The organism is Nonomuraea sp. NPDC003707 (assembly GCF_053587055.1).
On record NZ_JBSFNK010000006.1, the window covers coordinates 427,985 to 445,565 of the forward strand.

At 70.4% G+C, this 17,581-nt stretch carries 17 protein-coding genes; 3 read left to right on the forward strand and 14 right to left on the reverse strand.

The annotated features are described in order from the left end of the window. Positions 1–3: 3 nt before the first annotated feature. The 5 genes from dapB to ACWDRB_RS18890 form a co-directional block, all read right to left on the reverse strand. Positions 4–741: a 4-hydroxy-tetrahydrodipicolinate reductase gene (gene dapB, locus ACWDRB_RS18870; RefSeq protein ID WP_350724657.1), complete on the reverse strand. Its 738-nt coding sequence runs from the start codon at positions 739–741 to the stop codon at positions 4–6. An 89-nt stretch (positions 742–830) separates the two neighbouring features. Further along, positions 831–2,144 carry a M16 family metallopeptidase gene (locus tag ACWDRB_RS18875; RefSeq protein ID WP_355201599.1) on the reverse strand — a complete coding sequence of 438 codons (1,314 nt, stop codon included), beginning with the start codon at positions 2,142–2,144 and terminating at the stop codon, positions 831–833. After that, complete coding sequence (locus tag ACWDRB_RS18880; protein ID WP_449895375.1) at positions 2,141–4,498, reverse strand: polyribonucleotide nucleotidyltransferase; 2,358 nt, start codon at positions 4,496–4,498, stop codon at positions 2,141–2,143. Before ACWDRB_RS18880 ends, ACWDRB_RS18875 begins: the two co-directional genes overlap by 4 nt. Positions 4,499–4,797: 299 nt before the next feature. Continuing rightward, complete coding sequence (gene rpsO, locus ACWDRB_RS18885) at positions 4,798–5,067, reverse strand: 30S ribosomal protein S15 (protein ID WP_185071789.1); 270 nt, start codon at positions 5,065–5,067, stop codon at positions 4,798–4,800. Positions 5,068–5,268: 201 nt separating this feature from the next. Next, on the reverse strand, positions 5,269–6,195 hold the full coding sequence (locus ACWDRB_RS18890; protein ID WP_449895378.1) for a bifunctional riboflavin kinase/FAD synthetase: 927 nt from the start codon (positions 6,193–6,195) through the stop codon (positions 5,269–5,271). Between the two features lie 82 nt (positions 6,196–6,277). On the opposite strand from ACWDRB_RS18890, the gene ACWDRB_RS18895 reads away from it, so the two are divergent. After that, entirely contained in the window at positions 6,278–7,297 is a 1,020-nt protein-coding gene (locus tag ACWDRB_RS18895; RefSeq protein ID WP_449895380.1) for a TRM11 family SAM-dependent methyltransferase, read from the forward strand. A gap of 25 nt (positions 7,298–7,322) precedes the next feature. On the opposite strand, the gene truB is transcribed toward ACWDRB_RS18895, so the two are convergent. From truB to rimP, 8 genes are all read right to left on the reverse strand, one after another. Beyond that, positions 7,323–8,195, reverse strand: a complete 873-nt coding sequence (gene truB / locus ACWDRB_RS18900) for a tRNA pseudouridine(55) synthase TruB (RefSeq protein ID WP_449895382.1) — start codon at positions 8,193–8,195, stop codon at positions 7,323–7,325. Continuing rightward, complete coding sequence (locus tag ACWDRB_RS18905) at positions 8,177–9,232, reverse strand: DHH family phosphoesterase (RefSeq protein WP_350724645.1); 1,056 nt, start codon at positions 9,230–9,232, stop codon at positions 8,177–8,179. The genes truB and ACWDRB_RS18905 overlap by 19 nt, the downstream gene beginning before the upstream one ends. After that, complete coding sequence (rbfA, locus tag ACWDRB_RS18910; protein ID WP_350724643.1) at positions 9,229–9,684, reverse strand: 30S ribosome-binding factor RbfA; 456 nt, start codon at positions 9,682–9,684, stop codon at positions 9,229–9,231. The genes ACWDRB_RS18905 and rbfA overlap by 4 nt, the downstream gene beginning before the upstream one ends. 39 nt (positions 9,685–9,723) lie before the next feature. Next, a complete protein-coding gene (locus tag ACWDRB_RS18915) occupies positions 9,724–10,020 on the reverse strand; it encodes a DUF503 domain-containing protein (RefSeq protein WP_350724641.1) in 297 nt (98 codons plus the stop codon). A 120-nt stretch (positions 10,021–10,140) separates the two neighbouring features. Next, positions 10,141–13,305: a translation initiation factor IF-2 gene (gene infB / locus ACWDRB_RS18920; RefSeq protein ID WP_449895385.1), complete on the reverse strand. Its 3,165-nt coding sequence runs from the start codon at positions 13,303–13,305 to the stop codon at positions 10,141–10,143. A gap of 125 nt (positions 13,306–13,430) precedes the next feature. Beyond that, positions 13,431–13,730, reverse strand: coding sequence for a YlxR family protein (locus tag ACWDRB_RS18925; protein ID WP_449895387.1), 300 nt, complete (start codon positions 13,728–13,730; stop codon positions 13,431–13,433). After that, positions 13,714–14,718 carry a transcription termination factor NusA gene (gene nusA, locus ACWDRB_RS18930; protein WP_355201585.1) on the reverse strand — a complete coding sequence of 335 codons (1,005 nt, stop codon included), beginning with the start codon at positions 14,716–14,718 and terminating at the stop codon, positions 13,714–13,716. Before nusA ends, ACWDRB_RS18925 begins: the two co-directional genes overlap by 17 nt. A 12-nt stretch (positions 14,719–14,730) precedes the next feature. Beyond that, complete coding sequence (gene rimP / locus ACWDRB_RS18935) at positions 14,731–15,222, reverse strand: ribosome maturation factor RimP (RefSeq protein WP_449895389.1); 492 nt, start codon at positions 15,220–15,222, stop codon at positions 14,731–14,733. Positions 15,223–15,521: 299 nt separating this feature from the next. Here rimP and ACWDRB_RS18940 point away from each other — a divergent pair, with 299 nt between their 5' ends. Then, on the forward strand, positions 15,522–15,983 hold the full coding sequence (locus ACWDRB_RS18940; protein WP_449895391.1) for a hypothetical protein: 462 nt from the start codon (positions 15,522–15,524) through the stop codon (positions 15,981–15,983). After that, positions 15,980–16,453 (forward strand): ferritin-like domain-containing protein, encoded by a 474-nt coding sequence (locus tag ACWDRB_RS18945; RefSeq protein ID WP_449895393.1) that lies wholly within the window; start codon positions 15,980–15,982, stop codon positions 16,451–16,453. The genes ACWDRB_RS18940 and ACWDRB_RS18945 overlap by 4 nt, the downstream gene beginning before the upstream one ends. A gap of 22 nt (positions 16,454–16,475) precedes the next feature. On the opposite strand, the gene ACWDRB_RS18950 is transcribed toward ACWDRB_RS18945, so the two are convergent. Beyond that, positions 16,476–17,543 (reverse strand): ArsR/SmtB family transcription factor, encoded by a 1,068-nt coding sequence (locus ACWDRB_RS18950; RefSeq protein ID WP_355201577.1) that lies wholly within the window; start codon positions 17,541–17,543, stop codon positions 16,476–16,478. Positions 17,544–17,581: the final 38 nt, after the last annotated feature.

Genomic DNA, 17,581 nt, shown 5'->3' on the forward strand with positions numbered 1-17,581 from the left:
AGGTCAGAGGTCGAGGAGCGGCTCGAGGCCCACGGTGAGGCCTGGGAGCTCGCGTACGCGGCGCACCCCGAGCAGCACGCCCGGCGTGAACGACGCCCTGGTCATCGAGTCGTGCCGGATCGTGAGGATCTCGCCCTCACCGCCCAGCAGCACCTCCTGGTGCGCGATGAGCCCGGACAGCCGCACGGAGTGCACGGGGACACCGCCGACGTCGGCCCCTCGGGCGCCGTCGAGCGCCGTGCTCGTGGCGTCGGGCATCTGGCCGAGCCCCGCCTTGGCGCGCGCCTCGGACACCAGCTCCGCTGTGCGGCGGGCCGTGCCGGACGGCGCGTCGGCCTTGTTGGGGTGGTGCAGCTCGACGATCTCGACCGACTCGAAGTAGCGGGCCGCCTGCTGCGCGAAGTGCATCATGAGCACGGCCGCGATGCCGAAGTTGGGCGCAATCAGGCAGTGGGTGCCCGGCGACTCGGCCAGCCAGCCGCGCACGGTCTCCAGCCGCCCCTCGTCGAACCCGGTCGTGCCCACCACCGGGTGGATGCCGTGCCGGATCGCCCATTCGAGGTTGCCCATGACGACATCGGGATGGGTGAAGTCGACCACCACCTCGGCGCCTTCGAGGCCCTCGATGGGGTCGTCCTTGTCGATCGCGGCCACCAGCTCCATGTCGGAAGCCGCCTCGACCGCCTTGCACACTTCGACGCCGACGCGCCCGCGGGCGCCCAGCACACCTACCCTGATCACAGGCCAACCCTATACCAGCGGGAAAACCCGCCCATGGGACCGCCGGCTCACTGTCGTGGCCGTTCAGGACCCATGTGGCGGGTTCGTCCTTACGGGCGGACGGCCTCGGTGAAGTCCTTGTCACCGTACGGGCCGATCACGGCGAGCGTGAGCGGACGCTTGAGCACGTCCCGCGCCACCTCGTCGATCTCGTCGGGAGTGACCGCCTCGATGCGTGCCAGCACCTCGTCCACCGACATCAGCTCGTCGTAGACGAGCTCGTTCTTGCCGATGCGCGACATGCGCGAGCCGGTGTCCTCCAGGCCGAGCACGAGCCCGCCGCGCATCTGGCCCTTGCCGCGCATGATCTCGTCGGCGCTCAGGCCGTCGGCCACCACCCTGGACACCTCGTCCCGGCAGATCTTGAGCACGTCGTCGATCTTCGACGGCAGGCAGCCCACGTAGATCCCGAACTGGCCGGTGTCGGCGTAGGCGGAGGTGTAGCTGTAGGCGGAGTAGGCCAGGCCGCGCTTCTCCCTGATCTCCTGGAAGAGCCTGGACGACATGCCGCCGCCCAGTGCCGCGTTGAGCACGCCCAGCGCGAACCTGCGGTCGTCCGTACGGGACAGGCCGGTCGTGCCGAGCACCAGGTTGGCCTGCTCGGTCGGCCGGTCGAGCACCCGCACGCCGGAACGCATCTCGGCCCCGGGACCGCTGGTGCGCGGGGCCGCGAACTCGGCCGGCCCGCCCAGCGCGCCCGCCCGCTCGTACGCCCTGGTGACCAGCTCGACGACCTCTTCGTGCCGGATGTTGCCCGCGACGGACACGACCGTGCGGCGGGGCCGGTAGTAGCGGTGGTAGTACTCGGCGATCCGCTCGCGCCCGAGGGCGTTGATCGACTCGACCGTGCCCAGGATGGGCCGGCCGATGGCCGAGTCGCCGTAGAGCGCGGCGGCGAACTGCTCGTGCACCACGTCAGAGGGGTCGTCGTCGTGCATGGCGATCTCTTCGAGGATCACGCCGCGCTCGGACTCGACGTCCTCCTCGGTCACCAGCGAGCTGGTCACCACGTCGGCCAGCACGTCGACCGCGACCGGCAGATCCTCGTCGAGCACGCGTGCGTAGTAGCACGTGTACTCCTTGGCTGTGAAGGCGTTGATCTCACCGCCGATGCCCTCGATGGAGGCGGAGATCTCCATGGCGTCGCGCGTCGGGGTGCCCTTGAACAGCAGGTGTTCGAGGAAGTGGGTGGCCCCCGTGTGCTCGGGGGCCTCGTCACGCGAGCCGATGCCGACCCACATGCCGACCGCGACGCTACGCACGGTCGGCATGGTCTCGGTCACCACGCGCAGCCCACCTGGGAGGACGGTGCGCCTCACCACCCCGGCTCCGTCCCGGCCGGGGTGCAACGTGGTTGTGGTCACGAGTTCCGGTCGTCCCCGTCGGCGCTGGTGCCGCGCGTGCGGACGCGGGTGCGGGTGCGGCGGGGCCGCTCCGCCTTGTCCTCGGCGGGCGCGGCGGCGGCCTCCTCGGCCTGCGGGGCCTCGGTGGTGTCGTCGTCGCCCTCGGCGGGCGCGGCGGCGGCCTTCGCCTCCTTCTCCGCGGCCTCCTTCTCGATGACCTCGACGGGCACCAGCGAGAGCTTGCCCCGGGCGTCGATCTCGGCGATCTCGACCTGGATCTTCTCGCCGACGCTCATGACGTCCTCGACGTTCTCGATGCGCTTGCCGCCGTGCAGCTTGCGGATCTGGGAGACGTGCAGCAGGCCGTCCTTGCCGGGCAGGAGCGAGATGAACGCGCCGAAGGCCGCGATCTTGACGACCGTGCCGATGTAGCGCTCACCGACCTCCGGCATGTGCGGGTTGGCGATGGCGTTGATCGCCGAACGGGCCGCCTCGGCCGACGGGCCGTCGGTGGCGCCGATGTAGATCGTGCCGTCGTCCTCGATGGTGATCTCGGCGCCCGTGTCGTCCTGGATCTGGTTGATCATCTTGCCCTTCGGGCCGATGACCTCGCCGATCTTGTCGACCGGGACCTTGATGGTGATGATGCGCGGCGCGGTCGGGTTCATCTCCGCCGGAGAGTCGATCGCCTCCTGCATCACGTCGAGGATCGCCAGGCGCGCGCCCTTGGCCTGCTTGAGGGCGGCCGCGAGCACGCTCGCGGGGATGCCGTCGAGCTTGGTGTCGAGCTGCAGGGCGGTGATGACGTCCTTGGTGCCGGCGACCTTGAAGTCCATGTCGCCCATGGCGTCCTCGGCGCCGAGGATGTCGGTCAGGGTGACGTACGTGTCGCCCTCACCGATCAGGCCCATCGCGATGCCCGCGACCATCTCCTTGAGCGGCACACCCGCGTCCAGCAGCGCCATCGTGGACGCGCAGACCGAGCCCATCGAGGTGGAGCCGTTGGAGCCGAGCGCCTCGGAGACCTGGCGGATGGCGTACGGGAACTCCTCGCGGGTCGGGAGCACCGGGATCAGCGCCCGCTCGGCCAGCGCGCCGTGACCGATCTCGCGGCGCTTGGGCGAGCCCACCCGGCCGGTCTCACCGGTGGAGTAGGGCGGGAAGTTGTAGTTGTGCATGTAGCGCTTGGTCCGCTCAGGGTTGAGCGTGTCGATGACCTGCTCCATGCGCAGCATGTTGAGCGTGGTGATGCCCAGGATCTGGGTCTCGCCGCGCTCGAACAGCGCCGAGCCGTGCACCCGGGGCACCACGTGGACCTCGGCAGAAAGGGCGCGGATGTCCTTGGTGCCGCGGCCGTCGATGCGGATGCCCTCCTTGACGACCCGCTCGCGCATGAGCTTCTTCATCACCGAGCGGAACGCGGCGGAGATCTCCTTCTCGCGCCCCTCGAACTCGGGCAGGAGCTTCTCGGCGGCCAGCGCCTTGACCTTGTCCAGCTCGTTCTCGCGCTCCTGCTTGCCCGCGATGGTCAGCGCGGCGGTCAGCTCGGTCTTCACCGCGGCCTCGACCGCGGCGTAGACGTCCTCCTGGTAGTCGAGGAAGACCGGGTATTCGGCCGTCTCCTTGGCCGCGACCTGCGCGATGCGCGACTGGGCCTCGCACAGCACCTTGATGAACGGCTTGGCGGCGTCCAGGCCCTGGGCGACGGTCTCCTCGGTGGGCGCGACGGCCCCGTCGGCGACCAGCTTCAGCGTGTCCTTGGTGGACTCGGCCTCGACCATCATGATCGCGACGTCGCCGTCCTCGAGCACGCGGCCCGCGACGACCATGTCGAACGTGGCCCGCTCCAGCTCGTGGTGCGTCGGGAACGCCACCCACTGGCCGTCGATCAGGGCGACGCGCACGCCACCGATCGGGCCGGAGAACGGCAGCCCGGCGAGCTGGGTGGACAGCGACGCGGCGTTGATCGCCACCACGTCGTAGAGGTGGTCGGGGTTGAGCGCCATCACCGTGGCGACGACCTGGATCTCGTTGCGCAGACCCTTGACGAACGACGGGCGCAGCGGCCGGTCGATCAGGCGGCAGGTGAGGATCGCGTCCTCGGAGGGACGGCCCTCACGCCGGAAGAACGAACCGGGGATGCGGCCCGCGGCGTACATGCGCTCTTCGACGTCGACGGTGAGCGGGAAGAAGTCGAAGTTCTCCTTCGGGGACTTCGACGCGGTGGTGGCTGAGAGCACCATCGTGTCGTTGTCGAGGTAGGCGACGGCGGAGCCAGCCGCCTGGCGCGCGAGACGACCGGTTTCGAACCGGATCGTGCGCGTGCCGAATGAGCCGTTGTCTATGACGGCTTCAGCGGTGTGGACACCCTCCACGGGGGACCTCCTTGTGGTCGGTCTCCCGCGCCCTTTTTCTCACCGGCACCCTCGTTAGGTGCAGCGCCGGTCTTCGATCGAAGCGCCCGGTCTCACTGTCAAATTCCTACCGGAAGCCACTACCGAGGACCGGCCCGCAGGCGTCGCGGGTCGCATGGTGCTGAACGGACGCGGGGGCTGTGTGTCTCGGATCTTCAGTTGTAGGTCAGATGTGACAACGTATCCACATCGCCACATATCCGACCATATGGCTCTACCCATATGAGAAGGGAGCGGCGCGTTCGCCGCTCCCTTTCATGCTATCGGCGCAGGCCCAGCCGCTCGATGAGCGAGCGGTAGCGCTGGATGTCGACCTTCTGCAGGTACTTCAGCAGGCGGCGCCGGCGACCGACGAGCAGAAGCAGGCCACGACGGCTGTGGTGGTCGTGCTTGTGCGTCTTCAGGTGCTCGGTGAGCTCGCTGATGCGCTTGCTCAGCAGTGCGATCTGCACCTCGGGCGACCCGGTGTCGCCTTCGGCCGTCGCGTATTCGCCGATGATGGACTTCTTGGCAGCGGTGTCGAGGGACACGGCTCTCCTTTGAGCTACGGGCACGCGTGAACGATGATGAAAGATGCGAACGACCGTGCGTGCCTACAGTCGCCGCGTGAAGGCCGTCATGGGCAGCGCGCAGCGGCGCCGCTACTGAGCCGACATGCAAGGTTACCACTTCACGCGCAGTGCTCGGGCGCTCCTTTCCCGGGCTTTAACCGCGTCGCGATTTCGCGGATTTCAGCTCGTGAGGCGGCGGGCGGCGTCGACATCGGCGTGAATCTGCTCGATCAACGCGTCGATGGAGTCGAATCGCGTGTTGCCACGTAGCCGGGCGTGGAATTCGACCGCCACATGCACCCCGTAAAGCTCTAGATCATCCCGATCAAGCGCATAAGCCTCGACCGTCCGAGGCACTCCCTCGAACGTCGGATTCGTGCCGACCGAGATCGCCGCCGGCCACCGCTCCCCCTGGTAGAGCGCGGGCAGATTGGCCATCGGCACGCACTCCAGCCACCCCGCGTAGACCCCGTCGGCCGGGATGGCGGTGTGCTGGGCGGTCTCGACGTTCGCCGTCGGGAAGCCGAGCTGGCGTCCGCGCTGGTAGCCGCGTACGACGACGCCTTCCACCCGGTGCGGCCGCCCGAGCTGCTCACTGGCGCCCTCGACGTCGCCCGTGACGATCCGCGCGCGGATCGAGGCCGAGGAGACGGCGTCGAGCAGGGGCACAGCCTCCACCTCGAAGTCGTACTTGTCGCCCAGCGTCCGCAAAGTCTCGACGTCCCCGCTGGCCTCGTGGCCGAACAGGAAGTCCTCGCCCACCACGACGACGGCCGCCGCCAGCCGCTCGGCCAGCACGGCCTGGACGAAGTCGTCCGGGCTCGTCCGAGACAGGTCGAGCGTGAACTCCACCACGTCGATCTCGTCCACCCCCAGCCCGGCCAGCAGTTCGGCCCTGCGCCGCGGGCTGGTGAGCCGCAGCGGATGCGTCCCGGGCCGCACGACCTCGTCGGGGTGCGGCTCGAACGTGACGGCCACGCTGCGCAGCCCCCGCTCGCGGGCGATGGCGACAGCGCGTTCGACCACCCGCCGGTGCCCGCGGTGGACCCCGTCGTACACGCCGATGGTGACGACAGACCTTCCCGAACCCTGCACGCTAGGCCCCATTCGCTTGTGGCGGATCAATCCCCCACAAGCCTGCCACGCGCGTCACCGTTCGCTCCAATCGAGGGCGATAGGATCGGGCATCATGCCTCGTTACGCGCTTCTGATCCTGCCTGCCTTCAACCGGGTCTACGGGGAGAGCTCCATCCGGCTGACCAGGAGTGAGCTGGCGGTCTTCAGCAGGTACGGCTTGGACGGGAAGGTCCTCGCCAGCGAGGAGACCACCGTCGGCGGTGTGCCGTATGTGACTTTCGAGACATCCGAGCCGTTGACGCAGCCGGATATTTCTCTTTTGTCGAATCTTTCCTCTGTTTATGCGATTTTCGGGGTTGAAGGGGAGCTGCTCCGGCCGCTCTCCATGTCGTCGCTCGACCGGCTGAGCAGCGACCTGATCACCATCCAGAAATACGCCGGCAAGACCAACGAGCACTTCACCAAGCTGCTGCTCAACGTCACCCTGCTGGCCGGGTCCAAGGGGCTGGGCGAGCGGCTCTCGGTCTTCGACCCGCTGTGCGGGCGCGGCACGACGCTCAACCAGGCCCTCATGTACGGCTACGACGCGTACGGGCTCGACGTCGACGGCAAGGACTTCGAGGCGTACTCCGGGTTCATCAAGACCTGGCTGCGCAACAAGCGGCTCAAGCACACCGCCGAGACCGTGCCGGTGCGGCGCGAGCGGGCCCTGGTCGGGCGGCGGCTCAACGTCACCTTCGGGCTGTCGAAGGAGGCGGTCAAGGCCGGCGACGTGCAGCACCTGGCCGTGGTCAACGCCGACACCCTCAAGAGCAGGGACTTCTTCAAGCCGCGTTCGTTCGACGCCCTGGTGACCGACACCCCGTACGGGGTCCAGCACGGCAGCAAGGGCGGCGGCGGGCTGTCGCGCAGCCCGATGGAGCTGCTGCGACAGGCCGTGCCCGGCTGGGCTGAGCTGCTGCGGCCCGGCGGGGCCATGGGGATCTCGTGGAACACCTACGGCGGCAAGAGCTCGGAGCTGGCCCAGATCCTCGAGGGGGCGGGGCTCCAGGTGATGGACTACCCCGACTTCGAGCACTGGGTCGACCAGGCGATCGTCCGCGACATCATCGTCGCCCGCAAACCCGCATAACCCCTTACGAAGCCCTCAGAGGGGTCTAGGAGACGAAGACGGCGAGGGGTTTGGCCACCCGGCCCTGCTCCTCCACCAGCGCCAGCAGCTCGCCCTCAGGCCCGAAGACGCCGATCGGCCCCTTGCCCAGCCCGGTGGCCGCCAGCCGTCCCCCGTGCCCGATGACGCGTGCCTCCTCGGCCGTCACGTCCCGGCGCGGGAACGCCGCCGCCACCGCCTCGCCGATGGGCAGGATCACGCACTCCTCGGTGAGCTGGTCGATGGTCCTGGCCAGCGACAGGCCGTAGGGCCCCACGCGGGTGCGCCGCAGCGCCGTCAGATGCCCTCCGACCCCGAGCGCCGCGCCCAGATCGCGGGCCAGCGCGCGGATGTAGGTGCCGCTGGAGCAGGTCACGACCGCGTCCACGTCCACGACGTCGTCGTGCGCCCGGATGTCGAGCACGTCGAACGTCCGCACGGTGACGGGCCGGGCCCGCAGCTCGACCTCTTCGCCCGCGCGGGCCATCTTGTAGGCGCGCTGCCCGTTCACCTTGATGGCGCTCACCTGCGGCGGGATCTGCATGATCTCCCCGGTGAGCGCCGCGACGCCCTTGTGGATCTCGGCCGCCGTGACGCCGGACGCCGGGGCCGTGGCGATGACCTCGCCCTCGGCGTCGTCGGTGTTCGTGCTCACGCCGAGCCTGATCGTGGCCTCGTACACCTTCTCGGTCAGCGTCAGGTGGCCGAGCAGCCTGGTGGCCTTCTCCACGCCGACCACCAGCACGCCCGTCGCCATCGGGTCGAGCGTGCCCGCGTGTCCCACACGGCGGGTGCCCGCGATGCGCCGCATCTTGGCCACCACGTCGTGGGACGTCCACTCGCCCGGCTTGTCGACGATGATCAGCCCGCTCTCGACCATCCAACCTTCCCAAGTTCGCGCCGGAAGGCGTCCATGGTCGCCTCCACGGTCTCGTGCGAGGTGTAACCGGCCGCGTTGTGGTGCCCGCCGCCGCCCAGGGCCGCGCACGCGGCCCCGACGTCGGCCTTGCCCTTGGATCGGGTGGACACCTGCCAGTCGCCCTGGTCGTCCTCCTTGAGCACGACCGCGACCTCGGCCTCGTCCGTGCGCCGGACGATGTCGATGATGCCTTCCAGCTCCGCGTACGGGAGCCCGTGCGCGGCCCGGTCGACCCGCGTCACGTACGTCCAGACCAGCCCGTCCTCCAGCGCCGCCCGGTCGAGGGCGGCGGCCAGCACCTTGAGGTAGCCGAACGGGGAACGGTCCCACAGCTCACGGGCGATCTCGTCGGTGCGCAGCCCGGTCGCCACGAGCCTGGCCGCCATCTGGTGCACGGCGGGCGTGGTCGAGGAGTGCCGGAACGACCCCGTGTCGGTCACCAGCCCGGTGTAGAGGCAGACGGCGATGTCGCGGTCGAGCCCTCCGCCGAGCCGGTACATCAGCTGCTCGGCCAGCACGGCCGTCGCGGCTGCCGTGGAGTCGATGAGGCTGAGCGTGCCGAACCCCTCGTTCGAGGGGTGGTGGTCGACGACGATGACCTCTCGGGCCCTGGCGGTGTTCTCGCGCAGGAGCCCGAGGCGTTCGAACGTCGAGACGTCGAAGGTGATCATCAGGTCCGGCGCCGCGGGATAGTCCGCCGGCGGCACCAGCATGTCCTGGCCGGGCAGGAAGCGCAGCAGCCGCGGCACCACGAAGTGGTGGTCGCCGAACGACGCGACGACCCGCTTGCCCAGCGACCGCAGCACGAACCCCACGGCCAGCATCGACCCGAGGGCGTCGCCGTCGGGCGTCACATGACAGGCCAGCGCGATCTCGTCGGCCCGGCCGATCAGCCGCAGGGCCCGGTCCCATGCGGCCTCGGGGATCGCGCCGCCGGTGACCGTACGGGAGTCCGCACGGAACGGGCGATCCGCCCTGTCGCGCACGTCGGGCGTCACGCCTGGTCGTCCTCGCTCAGGTCCGCTTCGCCCTCCTCGGGCTTGCGGTAGGGGTCGGACTCGCCGGCGTAGGAGGCGTTCTCGGCCCGGCGCGCCACCTCCGCGTCCCGGGACCGGGCGGCGGTGATCAGGTCGTCGAGGTGACGCGCGGAGTCGGGCAGCGGGTCGTGCTTGAACGTCAGCGTCGGGGCGAAGCGCACGCCGGTCTGGCGGCCCACCTCGGAGCGGATGATCCCCTTGGCGCTCTCGAGGGCGGCCGCGCTGTCGGACCGCTCGGCCTCGGAGCCGTACACGGTGTAGAACACGGTCGCCTCGCGCAGGTCGGCGGTGACGCGCGTGTCGGTCACGGTGACGAAGCCCAGGCGCGGGTCCTTGATCCGACGCTCCAGCATCTCGGCGACGATCTGCTGGATGCGGTCGGCGAGCTTCCGCGCTCGTGCGGCATCCACCATGTTCGCTCCCCCTCACGCACGATCTGGCCGTGCAGTCGTTCAATCTTCGTCGTTGTAGAGCCGGTGCCTGGCCGACAGCAGCTCGATCTCCGGGCGGAAGGCCACCATCCGCTCGCAGGCGTCCATGATCTCGTTGCAGTTACCCGCGGAGGAGGAGACCACCGCGACGCCGACCTCGGCCCTGCGGTGCAGGTCGAGATGGCCGACCTCGGCCACCGCGATGCTGGGATAACGGCGCTGCAGCTCGGCGATCAGCGGCCGTACGACAGAGCGCTTCTGCTTCAGCGACCTGACGTCGCCGAGCAGGATGTCCAGGGTCAGAGCACCCACATACATCGTTGGTAACCACCGCTTGATCTGGTGTGGTGAACGCACGCCCGGCCTGCTGCGGTGGGGACCAGGCCAGGACGTGCGAGAGGCGCCCGGCGGATCTCCCGCCGGGCGCCGCGCCGCGCGTTAGTCTCGCGGCTTCTCCCGCATCTCGAAGGTTTCGATGACGTCGCCTTCCTTGAGATCGTTGTAGCCGATGCCGATACCGCACTCGAAGCCCTCGCGGACCTCGGTGACATCGTCCTTCTCCCGCCGCAGCGAGGAGACGGTGAGGTTGTCGGTCACGACGACACCGTCGCGGATGAGGCGGGCCTTGCTGTTGCGCACGATCCGGCCCGAGCGGACCAGCGAACCGGCGATGTTGCCGATCTTCGGCACCTTGAAGATCGCGCGGATCTCCGCCGTGCCCAGCTGGACCTCTTCGAACTCGGGCTTGAGCATGCCCTTGAGCGCCGCTTCGATTTCCTCGATCGCCTGGTAGATGACCGAGTAGTAGCGGATGTCGACGCCCTCGCGCTCGGCCAGGTCGCGCGCCCGGGGCTCGGGGCGGACGTTGAAGCCGATGATGACCGCGTTGTCGTCGGCCACGGCCAGGTTGACGTCGTACTCGGTGATCGCGCCGACCGCGCGGTGCAGGACACGGAGCCTGACCTCGTCGCCGACATCGATCTTGAGCAGGGCGTCTTCCAGGGCCTCGACCGAACCGGACACGTCACCCTTGATGATGAGCTTGAGCTCGTCGACGCTGCCCTTCTCGAGGTCCTTGAAGATGTCCTCGAGGCTGCGGCGACGGCTCGACTTCGCCATGTCGGCGCTGCGCTTGCGCGCCGCGCGCTGCTGGGCGATCTGGCGGGCCATCCGGTCGTCGGTGACGACGATGAAGTTGTCACCGGCGCTCGGCACGGCCGTCAGACCCATCACCAGGACGGGACGGGACGGCGTGGCCTCATCGACCGGCTCGCCGTTGTCGTCGAGCAGCGCCCGGACGCGGCCGAAGGCCTCGCCACAGACGATCGAGTCGCCGACGCGCAGCGTGCCGCGCTGGACCAGGACGGTCGCGACGGGGCCGCGGCCACGGTCGAGGTGAGCCTCGATCGCGATGCCCTGGGCGTCCATCGTCGGGTTGGCCCGCAGGTCGAGCTCGGCGTCCGCGGTCAGCAGGATGGCCTCGAGGAGGTTGTCGATGCCCGTGCCGTTCTTCGCCGAGATGTCGACGAACAGCGTGGAACCGCCGTACTCCTCCGCCACCAGACCGTACTCGGTGAGCTGGGCCCGCACCTTGTTGGGGTCGGCGCCCTCCTTGTCGATCTTGTTGACCGCGACCACGATCGGCACGTCGGCCGCCTGGGCGTGGTTGAGAGCCTCGATCGTCTGCGGCTTCACACCGTCGTCGGCCGCGACCACCAGCACCGCGATGTCGGTGGACTTGGCGCCTCGGGCACGCATGGCGGTGAACGCCTCGTGACCCGGGGTGTCGATGAAGGTGATCTTCCGGTCGATGCCCTCGTGCTCGGCGGCGACCTGGTAAGCACCGATGTGCTGGGTGATGCCACCCGCCTCGCGCGCCACCACGTTGGTCTTGCGGATGGCGTCGAGCAGCTTGGTCTTACCGTGGTCGACGTGACCCATGACGGTCACGACCGGCGGACGCGCGGCGAGGTCGTCCTCGTCGCCCTCGTCCTCGCCGAACTCGATGTCGAAGGCCTCGAGAAGCTCGCGGTCCTCCTCCTCCGGGCTGACGACCTGGATGTTGTAGTCGAGCTCGGTGCCGAGGATCTGCAGCGTGTCCTCGCTCACCGACTGCGTCGCGGTCACCATCTCGCCGAGGTGCAGCATGATCTGCACGAGCGAGGCGGGGTTCGCGCCGATGCGGTCGGCGAAGTCGGACAGCGACGCGCCGCGCGGAAGGCGGATCGTCGCGCCGTTGCCGCGAGCGACCTGCACACCGCCGATCGCCGGCGCCGACATGTTGTCGAACTCCTGGCGCCTCTGCCGCTTCGACTTGCGCCCGCGGGCCGGACGGCCGCCGGGACGCCCGAAGGCTCCCGCGGTGCCGCCGCCGCGACCGCGACCGCCGCCACCGGGACGACCGGCGAAACCGCCGCCGCCACCACCGGGACCACCGGTGCCGGTGCGCTGGCCGGTGCCACCGCCGCCGCCGGGACGACCGGCGAAGCCGCCGCCACCACCGGGACGACCGCCGCCGCCACCGCCGGGACGGCCACCGCCGCCACCACCGGGACGACCGCCACCGCCGCCACCGCCGGGACGACCGCCACCGCCGCCACCGCCGGGACCGGCAGGACGACCCTGCGGCATCATCATCGGGTTGGGACGCGGACCGCCGGGACGGGGACCGCCCGCACCGGGACCCGGACGCGGACCGCCCGCACCGGGCGGGCCCGGACGCGGACCGGGACGGGGACCGGCGTCACCGGTGCCACCGCGGCCCTGCGGCGGGCGCGGCATCGCGCCGTCGCGCGGCGGGCCGTCGCGGCGCTCGCGGCGGTCGGGACCGCCGCCGTCGCGCTGGCCGCCGGGACGGGGCGGACGGGACTGGCCCATGCCGCTGGCGGTCGAGGAGAACGGGTTGTTACCGGGACGCGGACCACGCGGGCCCGGCTTGGGACCCGGACCGGGGCGGGGACCGCCACCGGTGGGCGCGCCTGGACGCGGCGCCTGCCGCTCGCCCCGGTCGCCGCCACCGTCCCTTTCCCTGGGCCCCGGACGGGGCGCGGGGCCCGGCTTGGGGCCGGGACGGCCACCGCCGCCACCGCCACCGCCACCGCCACCGCCACCGCCACCAGGGCCGGGACGCGGACCCGGAGTCGGGCGCGCGGGCGCGCCGCTCTCGAACCGTGCCTGAGGAGCCCCGGACGTCTCACCGCGAGCAGCCTCGGGCTGCTGCGGCTGCTGGTGAGGCATGGGCACCGGCGGGCGCGGCTGACCGCCGCCCGCGGGGCCCGGACGCGGACCCGGACCGGGCCTGGGGCCCGGCCCCGGACGCGGGGCTGAGGGGACCGGCGCCTGTGCGGCGCCGTTACCGGCCTGGCCTTCTGCCGGCCGGGGAGCAGCCTTGGGCGGCTGCGGCCTGTTGGACGGCTGTCCGCCGCCTCTGGAGGGCCCACCCTTCGATGCGCCCAGAGCTTCGGTGAGCCTGCGGACCACCGGCGCCTCGATGGTCGAGGACGCCGAGCGGACGAACTCTCCCATCTCCTGGAGCTTGGCCATGACGACCTTGCTCTCTACGCCGAACTCCTTAGCGAGCTCGTATACCCGGACCTTCGCCACTGCACTCCCTTACTCGGCCCGGGAGGCTGGCTATGCCGTCCGGACCGTCGCTAACTTGACGTCTTCATCGCCGCGTGCTCATCAGGCGCTCATAGCAATCTGACTCCGCCCATCAACTCGGCGTCCTACATGACATTTGAGTGGTCTCCCTCCAGTTGCGCCCGCACGCGCGAGACGTCAAGCGGCCCCGCCACGCGGAAAGCGCGCGGAAACGCTCGGCGACGCTCGGCAAGCTCCAGACAGCTCAAGGACGGATGCAGCGATGCACCGCGGCCAGGAAGCCGTCCTCGCAGGTCAGGGACCACATGGTCCTCGACCCGCACCAGACGGAGCAGCTCGGACTTAGCCGTACGAACCCTGCAGCCCACACAGGTGCGCTGTGGGGTCGCTTGGCCACCATATTCCAGCTTACCGTGTCGACGCATCTACGGAACCGGCGGCATCTTCGGCCTGAGTATCCGGCCGGATGTCGATCCGCCATCCGGTGAGTCTCGCGGCAAGCCGGGCGTTCTGGCCCTCTTTCCCGATGGCCAGCGAAAGCTGGTAGTCGGGCACGGTCACCCGTGCGACGCGCCCCTCGAGATCGAGCACCTCGACATGGGAAACGCGCGCTGGTGACAGGGCATTCCCCACGAACTCGGCCGGATCTTCCGACCAGTCGATGATGTCGATCTTCTCGCCGTGCAGCTCGGTCATCACGTTGCGCACCCGCGAGCCCATCGGCCCGATGCAGGCGCCCTTGGCGTTGACGCCGGGCTTGCGCGACCTGACCGCGATCTTCGTCCGGTGGCCCGCCTCGCGCGCCACCGCGGCGATCTCCACGGTGCCGTCGGCGATCTCGGGCACCTCCAGCGCGAACAGCTTCTTCACCAGCCCGGGATGCGTGCGCGACAAGGTGACGGAGGGGCCCTTGTGACCCTTCTTCACCTGCACGACGTAGACGCGGATGCGCTCTCCGTGCACGTAGTCCTCGCCGGGGACCTGCTCGGGGTGCGGCAGCACGGCCTCGATCTTGCCGAGGTCGACCAGCACCACCCGCGGGTCCTTGCCCTGCTGGATGACGCCGGAGACCAGCTCGCCCTCGCGGCTGGCGAACTCGCCGAAGTTGATCTCGTCCTCGGCGTCGCGCAGCTGCTGCAGGATGACCTGCTTGGCGGTGGTGGCGGCGATCCGGCTGAAGTTGCTGGGCGTGTCGTCGTACTCCCTGACGACCTCGCCGTCCTCGTCCAGCTCGGCGGCCCAGATCGTGACGTGACCGCTGCTGCGGTCGAGCTCGGCGCGCGCCTTGGAGGCGGCGCCGTCGGTGCGGAAGTAGGCGATCAGCAGCGCGTCCTCGATCGCCTTGACGACCAGGTCGAAGGAGATGTCCTTTTCTCGCTCGAGGCTGCGCAGGACGCTCATGTCGATGTCCACGACGGCTCCCCCTTAGCCTTCGTCGCCGTCGACGTCGACGTCGTCGATCCGGCGGAACTCCACCTGTACCCGTCCCCGGGTCAGGTCCTCGTAATCAAGTCTGCGTGCGCCGCCCTCGACGTCGAGGTCGACACCGGCCTCGTCCGCGGCCAGAATGCGGCCCTCCACCACGGTGCCGTCTCGCATCTCGGCCTTCACCAGGCGTTTCGCGGCGCGGCGCCAGTGGCGTGGCTCGGTGAGCGGGCGGTCGACGCCCGGCGAGGAGACTTCCAGCGTGTAGGCCGCCTGGCCCATCGAGTCGTCGTCGTCGAGGGCCGTGGAGACCGCCTGGCTCACGTCGGCCACGTCGTCGAGGCTCACGCCGCCGTCGCGATCGACGATCACGCGCAGCAGCCGTCTCTTGCCGGCCTGGGTGACCGTGATGTCCTCAAGATCGAGGCCCTCCGCGCTGACCACAGGCTCAAGGAGCTTCATCAGGTGGTCGCGGGGTGATGCGCTGCCCATATCGACCTCCCCTATTGTCATGTCTCAGCCGGGCGGACCTCGCCTCTGGCTCTCCGCCGTCTGGCCGCTCAGCCAGCGACGACAGTTGACACCCTATCTGTATGGGGGCACGGAAAGAGCGCCACTCGTCATGGTCGAATGGCGGAGCGTCGCCTGACAGCGATCGCGGGCACCAGCCCGTACGATGCTACCGACGAGAAAGCCCCCGAAGGGCCCGCCGCCGCGGCGTCGATCGGGTGCGCCTGCCCATGGGCGGCTTTCCCGTCGGTCGGCTCCACCGTCACTGGAGGTTCTAGCCCGTGCGCCCGCGTCACCTCTCCCGGCGAGCCTTGCTGGCGGGCGGAGCGGCCGCTCTCACCGCCTGCAGCGCCACCGGCCCGCCGCAGCCGTCCGTCCGGGCCTCCGACTCCCCTGAGACCACGCTGCTGAAGGACCTGATCGCGGAGAAGGAGCGGACGATCGCGCTCTATTCGGCGCTGATCTCCGGCGGGGCGCAGAAACTGGTGCCGTTCCGTGATCGTCACCAGGCCCACGTGAACGAGCTTCGCAAATACGTCACCGTGGCCTCGGCCCCGCCTGTCACCTCCGCCCCGACCTCCGCCCCCAAGCCGTCCCTGTCGCGCCTGCGCGATCTGGAGCGCAAGGCGGCAGCCCTGCGGATCCGCCAGCTCGACCGCGTCTCACCGGGCGTGGCCCAGCTCCTCGCCAGCATCGGGGCCTGCGAGGCCGCCCACGTACTCGCCCTGCCGAGGTCGCTGTGAACCCCGACGACGTCGAGAGACTCCGCAAGGCGCTGGCCGCCGAGCATGCCGTGCTGTTCGCGTACGGGCTGCTGGGGGCGCGGACGTCGGGGTCGCTGCGGGCCAGGATGAGCGCGGCCTTCGACGCCCACCGGACGCAGCGCGACCAGCTCCGCACGTTGATCACGGCGCGGGGCGGGCGGCCGGCCGAGCCCGACGCGTCCTACGCGCTGCCGTTCTTCCCCTCCGGGCCGGCGCTGGCGGTCAAGCTGGCGGTGCACCTGGAGACCGGCGTCACGGCCGCCTACCTCGAGCTGGCCGCCGCGCAGGACGTCTCGCTGCGCCGCTACGCCGCGCAGGCCATGCAGGAGGCGACGACCCGCTCGTACGCCTTCCGCCCCGCCCAGCCCCCGGCCTTCCCCGGCATGCCCGCGGCGGCGCCGCCCCCGTCCCCGCCCTCGTCGCCCTCGGCGTCGCAGGAGGGCGGCTGACCCTGCGCACTGCGCGGGCTCTTCATCGGTACAGGACGGAGAGCAGGTCGGGGCCGAGGCGTTCGACGGCGTCGGCGTCGAGCTGGTAGTAGACGACCGAGCCGCGCCGGTGGGTGTGCACGAGCTGGGCCTCCCTGAGCCTGCGCAGGTGCCTGGAGACCTGGGGCGCGGTCATGCCGAGCTGGATGGCCAGCTCGGAGGTGGCGACGGGGTTGCGCAGGATCGCGTACGCCAGCCGCAGCCTGGTCGGATCCTGGAGCGCGGCGAGCCGGCGCCTGGCCGTCTCCAGCGTCGGCGTGGTGGCGCCGTCGGCGCTGTACTGGATGACGACCGGGTAGCCGGGATAGTGCTTGATCACGAAGTGCGGCCGGCCGTGCACGGTCGGGACGAGCAGGCAGGGCCGCCCCTCGTCCACGCGGGCGGTGGCGTTGTAGAGCTTGTCGAACACGATGCGCAGCGGCCTTCGCGCGCCGGACGACGTGGACGCGGTCGGGAGGTCGGCCAGGACCAGGGCGCCACGCCGGTGCAGGTCGCGTACGCGTTCGGCGCGGTCGCGATCGAGGGCCGGCCGCAGCGACGGCCATTCGGCGTCGAAGGCCGCGGCGGCGAAGTCGGCGAGGAAGCCGAGCAGCTCACCGCGGAACGCCTCGGGGTCGGCGCGCAGCCGGGCGCCGATCTCCATGCGGCTGGTGGAGATCAGCCGCAGCCGCTGCAGCACCTCGTCGCTGAGCCTGGGCGCCAGCTCGGTGTCGTTCTTGCCGATGAGGGCCTGCACGGTCATCGCCACGAAGTCGCCGATGGGCAGCCCGGCCACCTCCCGCAGCTCGCCGGCCAGCGTACGCGCCGGCCCCGCCGACAGCGGCAGCAGGTAGCGGGCGCGGAAGGCGCTCCAGAGCGGTGCCCAGGCGGCGGCCGTGGCCAGCAGTTCGCTGTCGAGCCCGGCGTGCGCCCTGGCCACCCAGCTCGCGCTGCCGGGGTGGTGGCCAGGCTCGTCGAGGACGTGGAGGCAGGCGCACAGCTCGGCCAGCGGCGAGCGCTGGACGGCGACGGATCCGGTGCCGGGGGAGTCGAGGAGGAGCGTGACGGCCACCCTGCACATTACCGCGTTGACGACAATCTGCTTGAGAG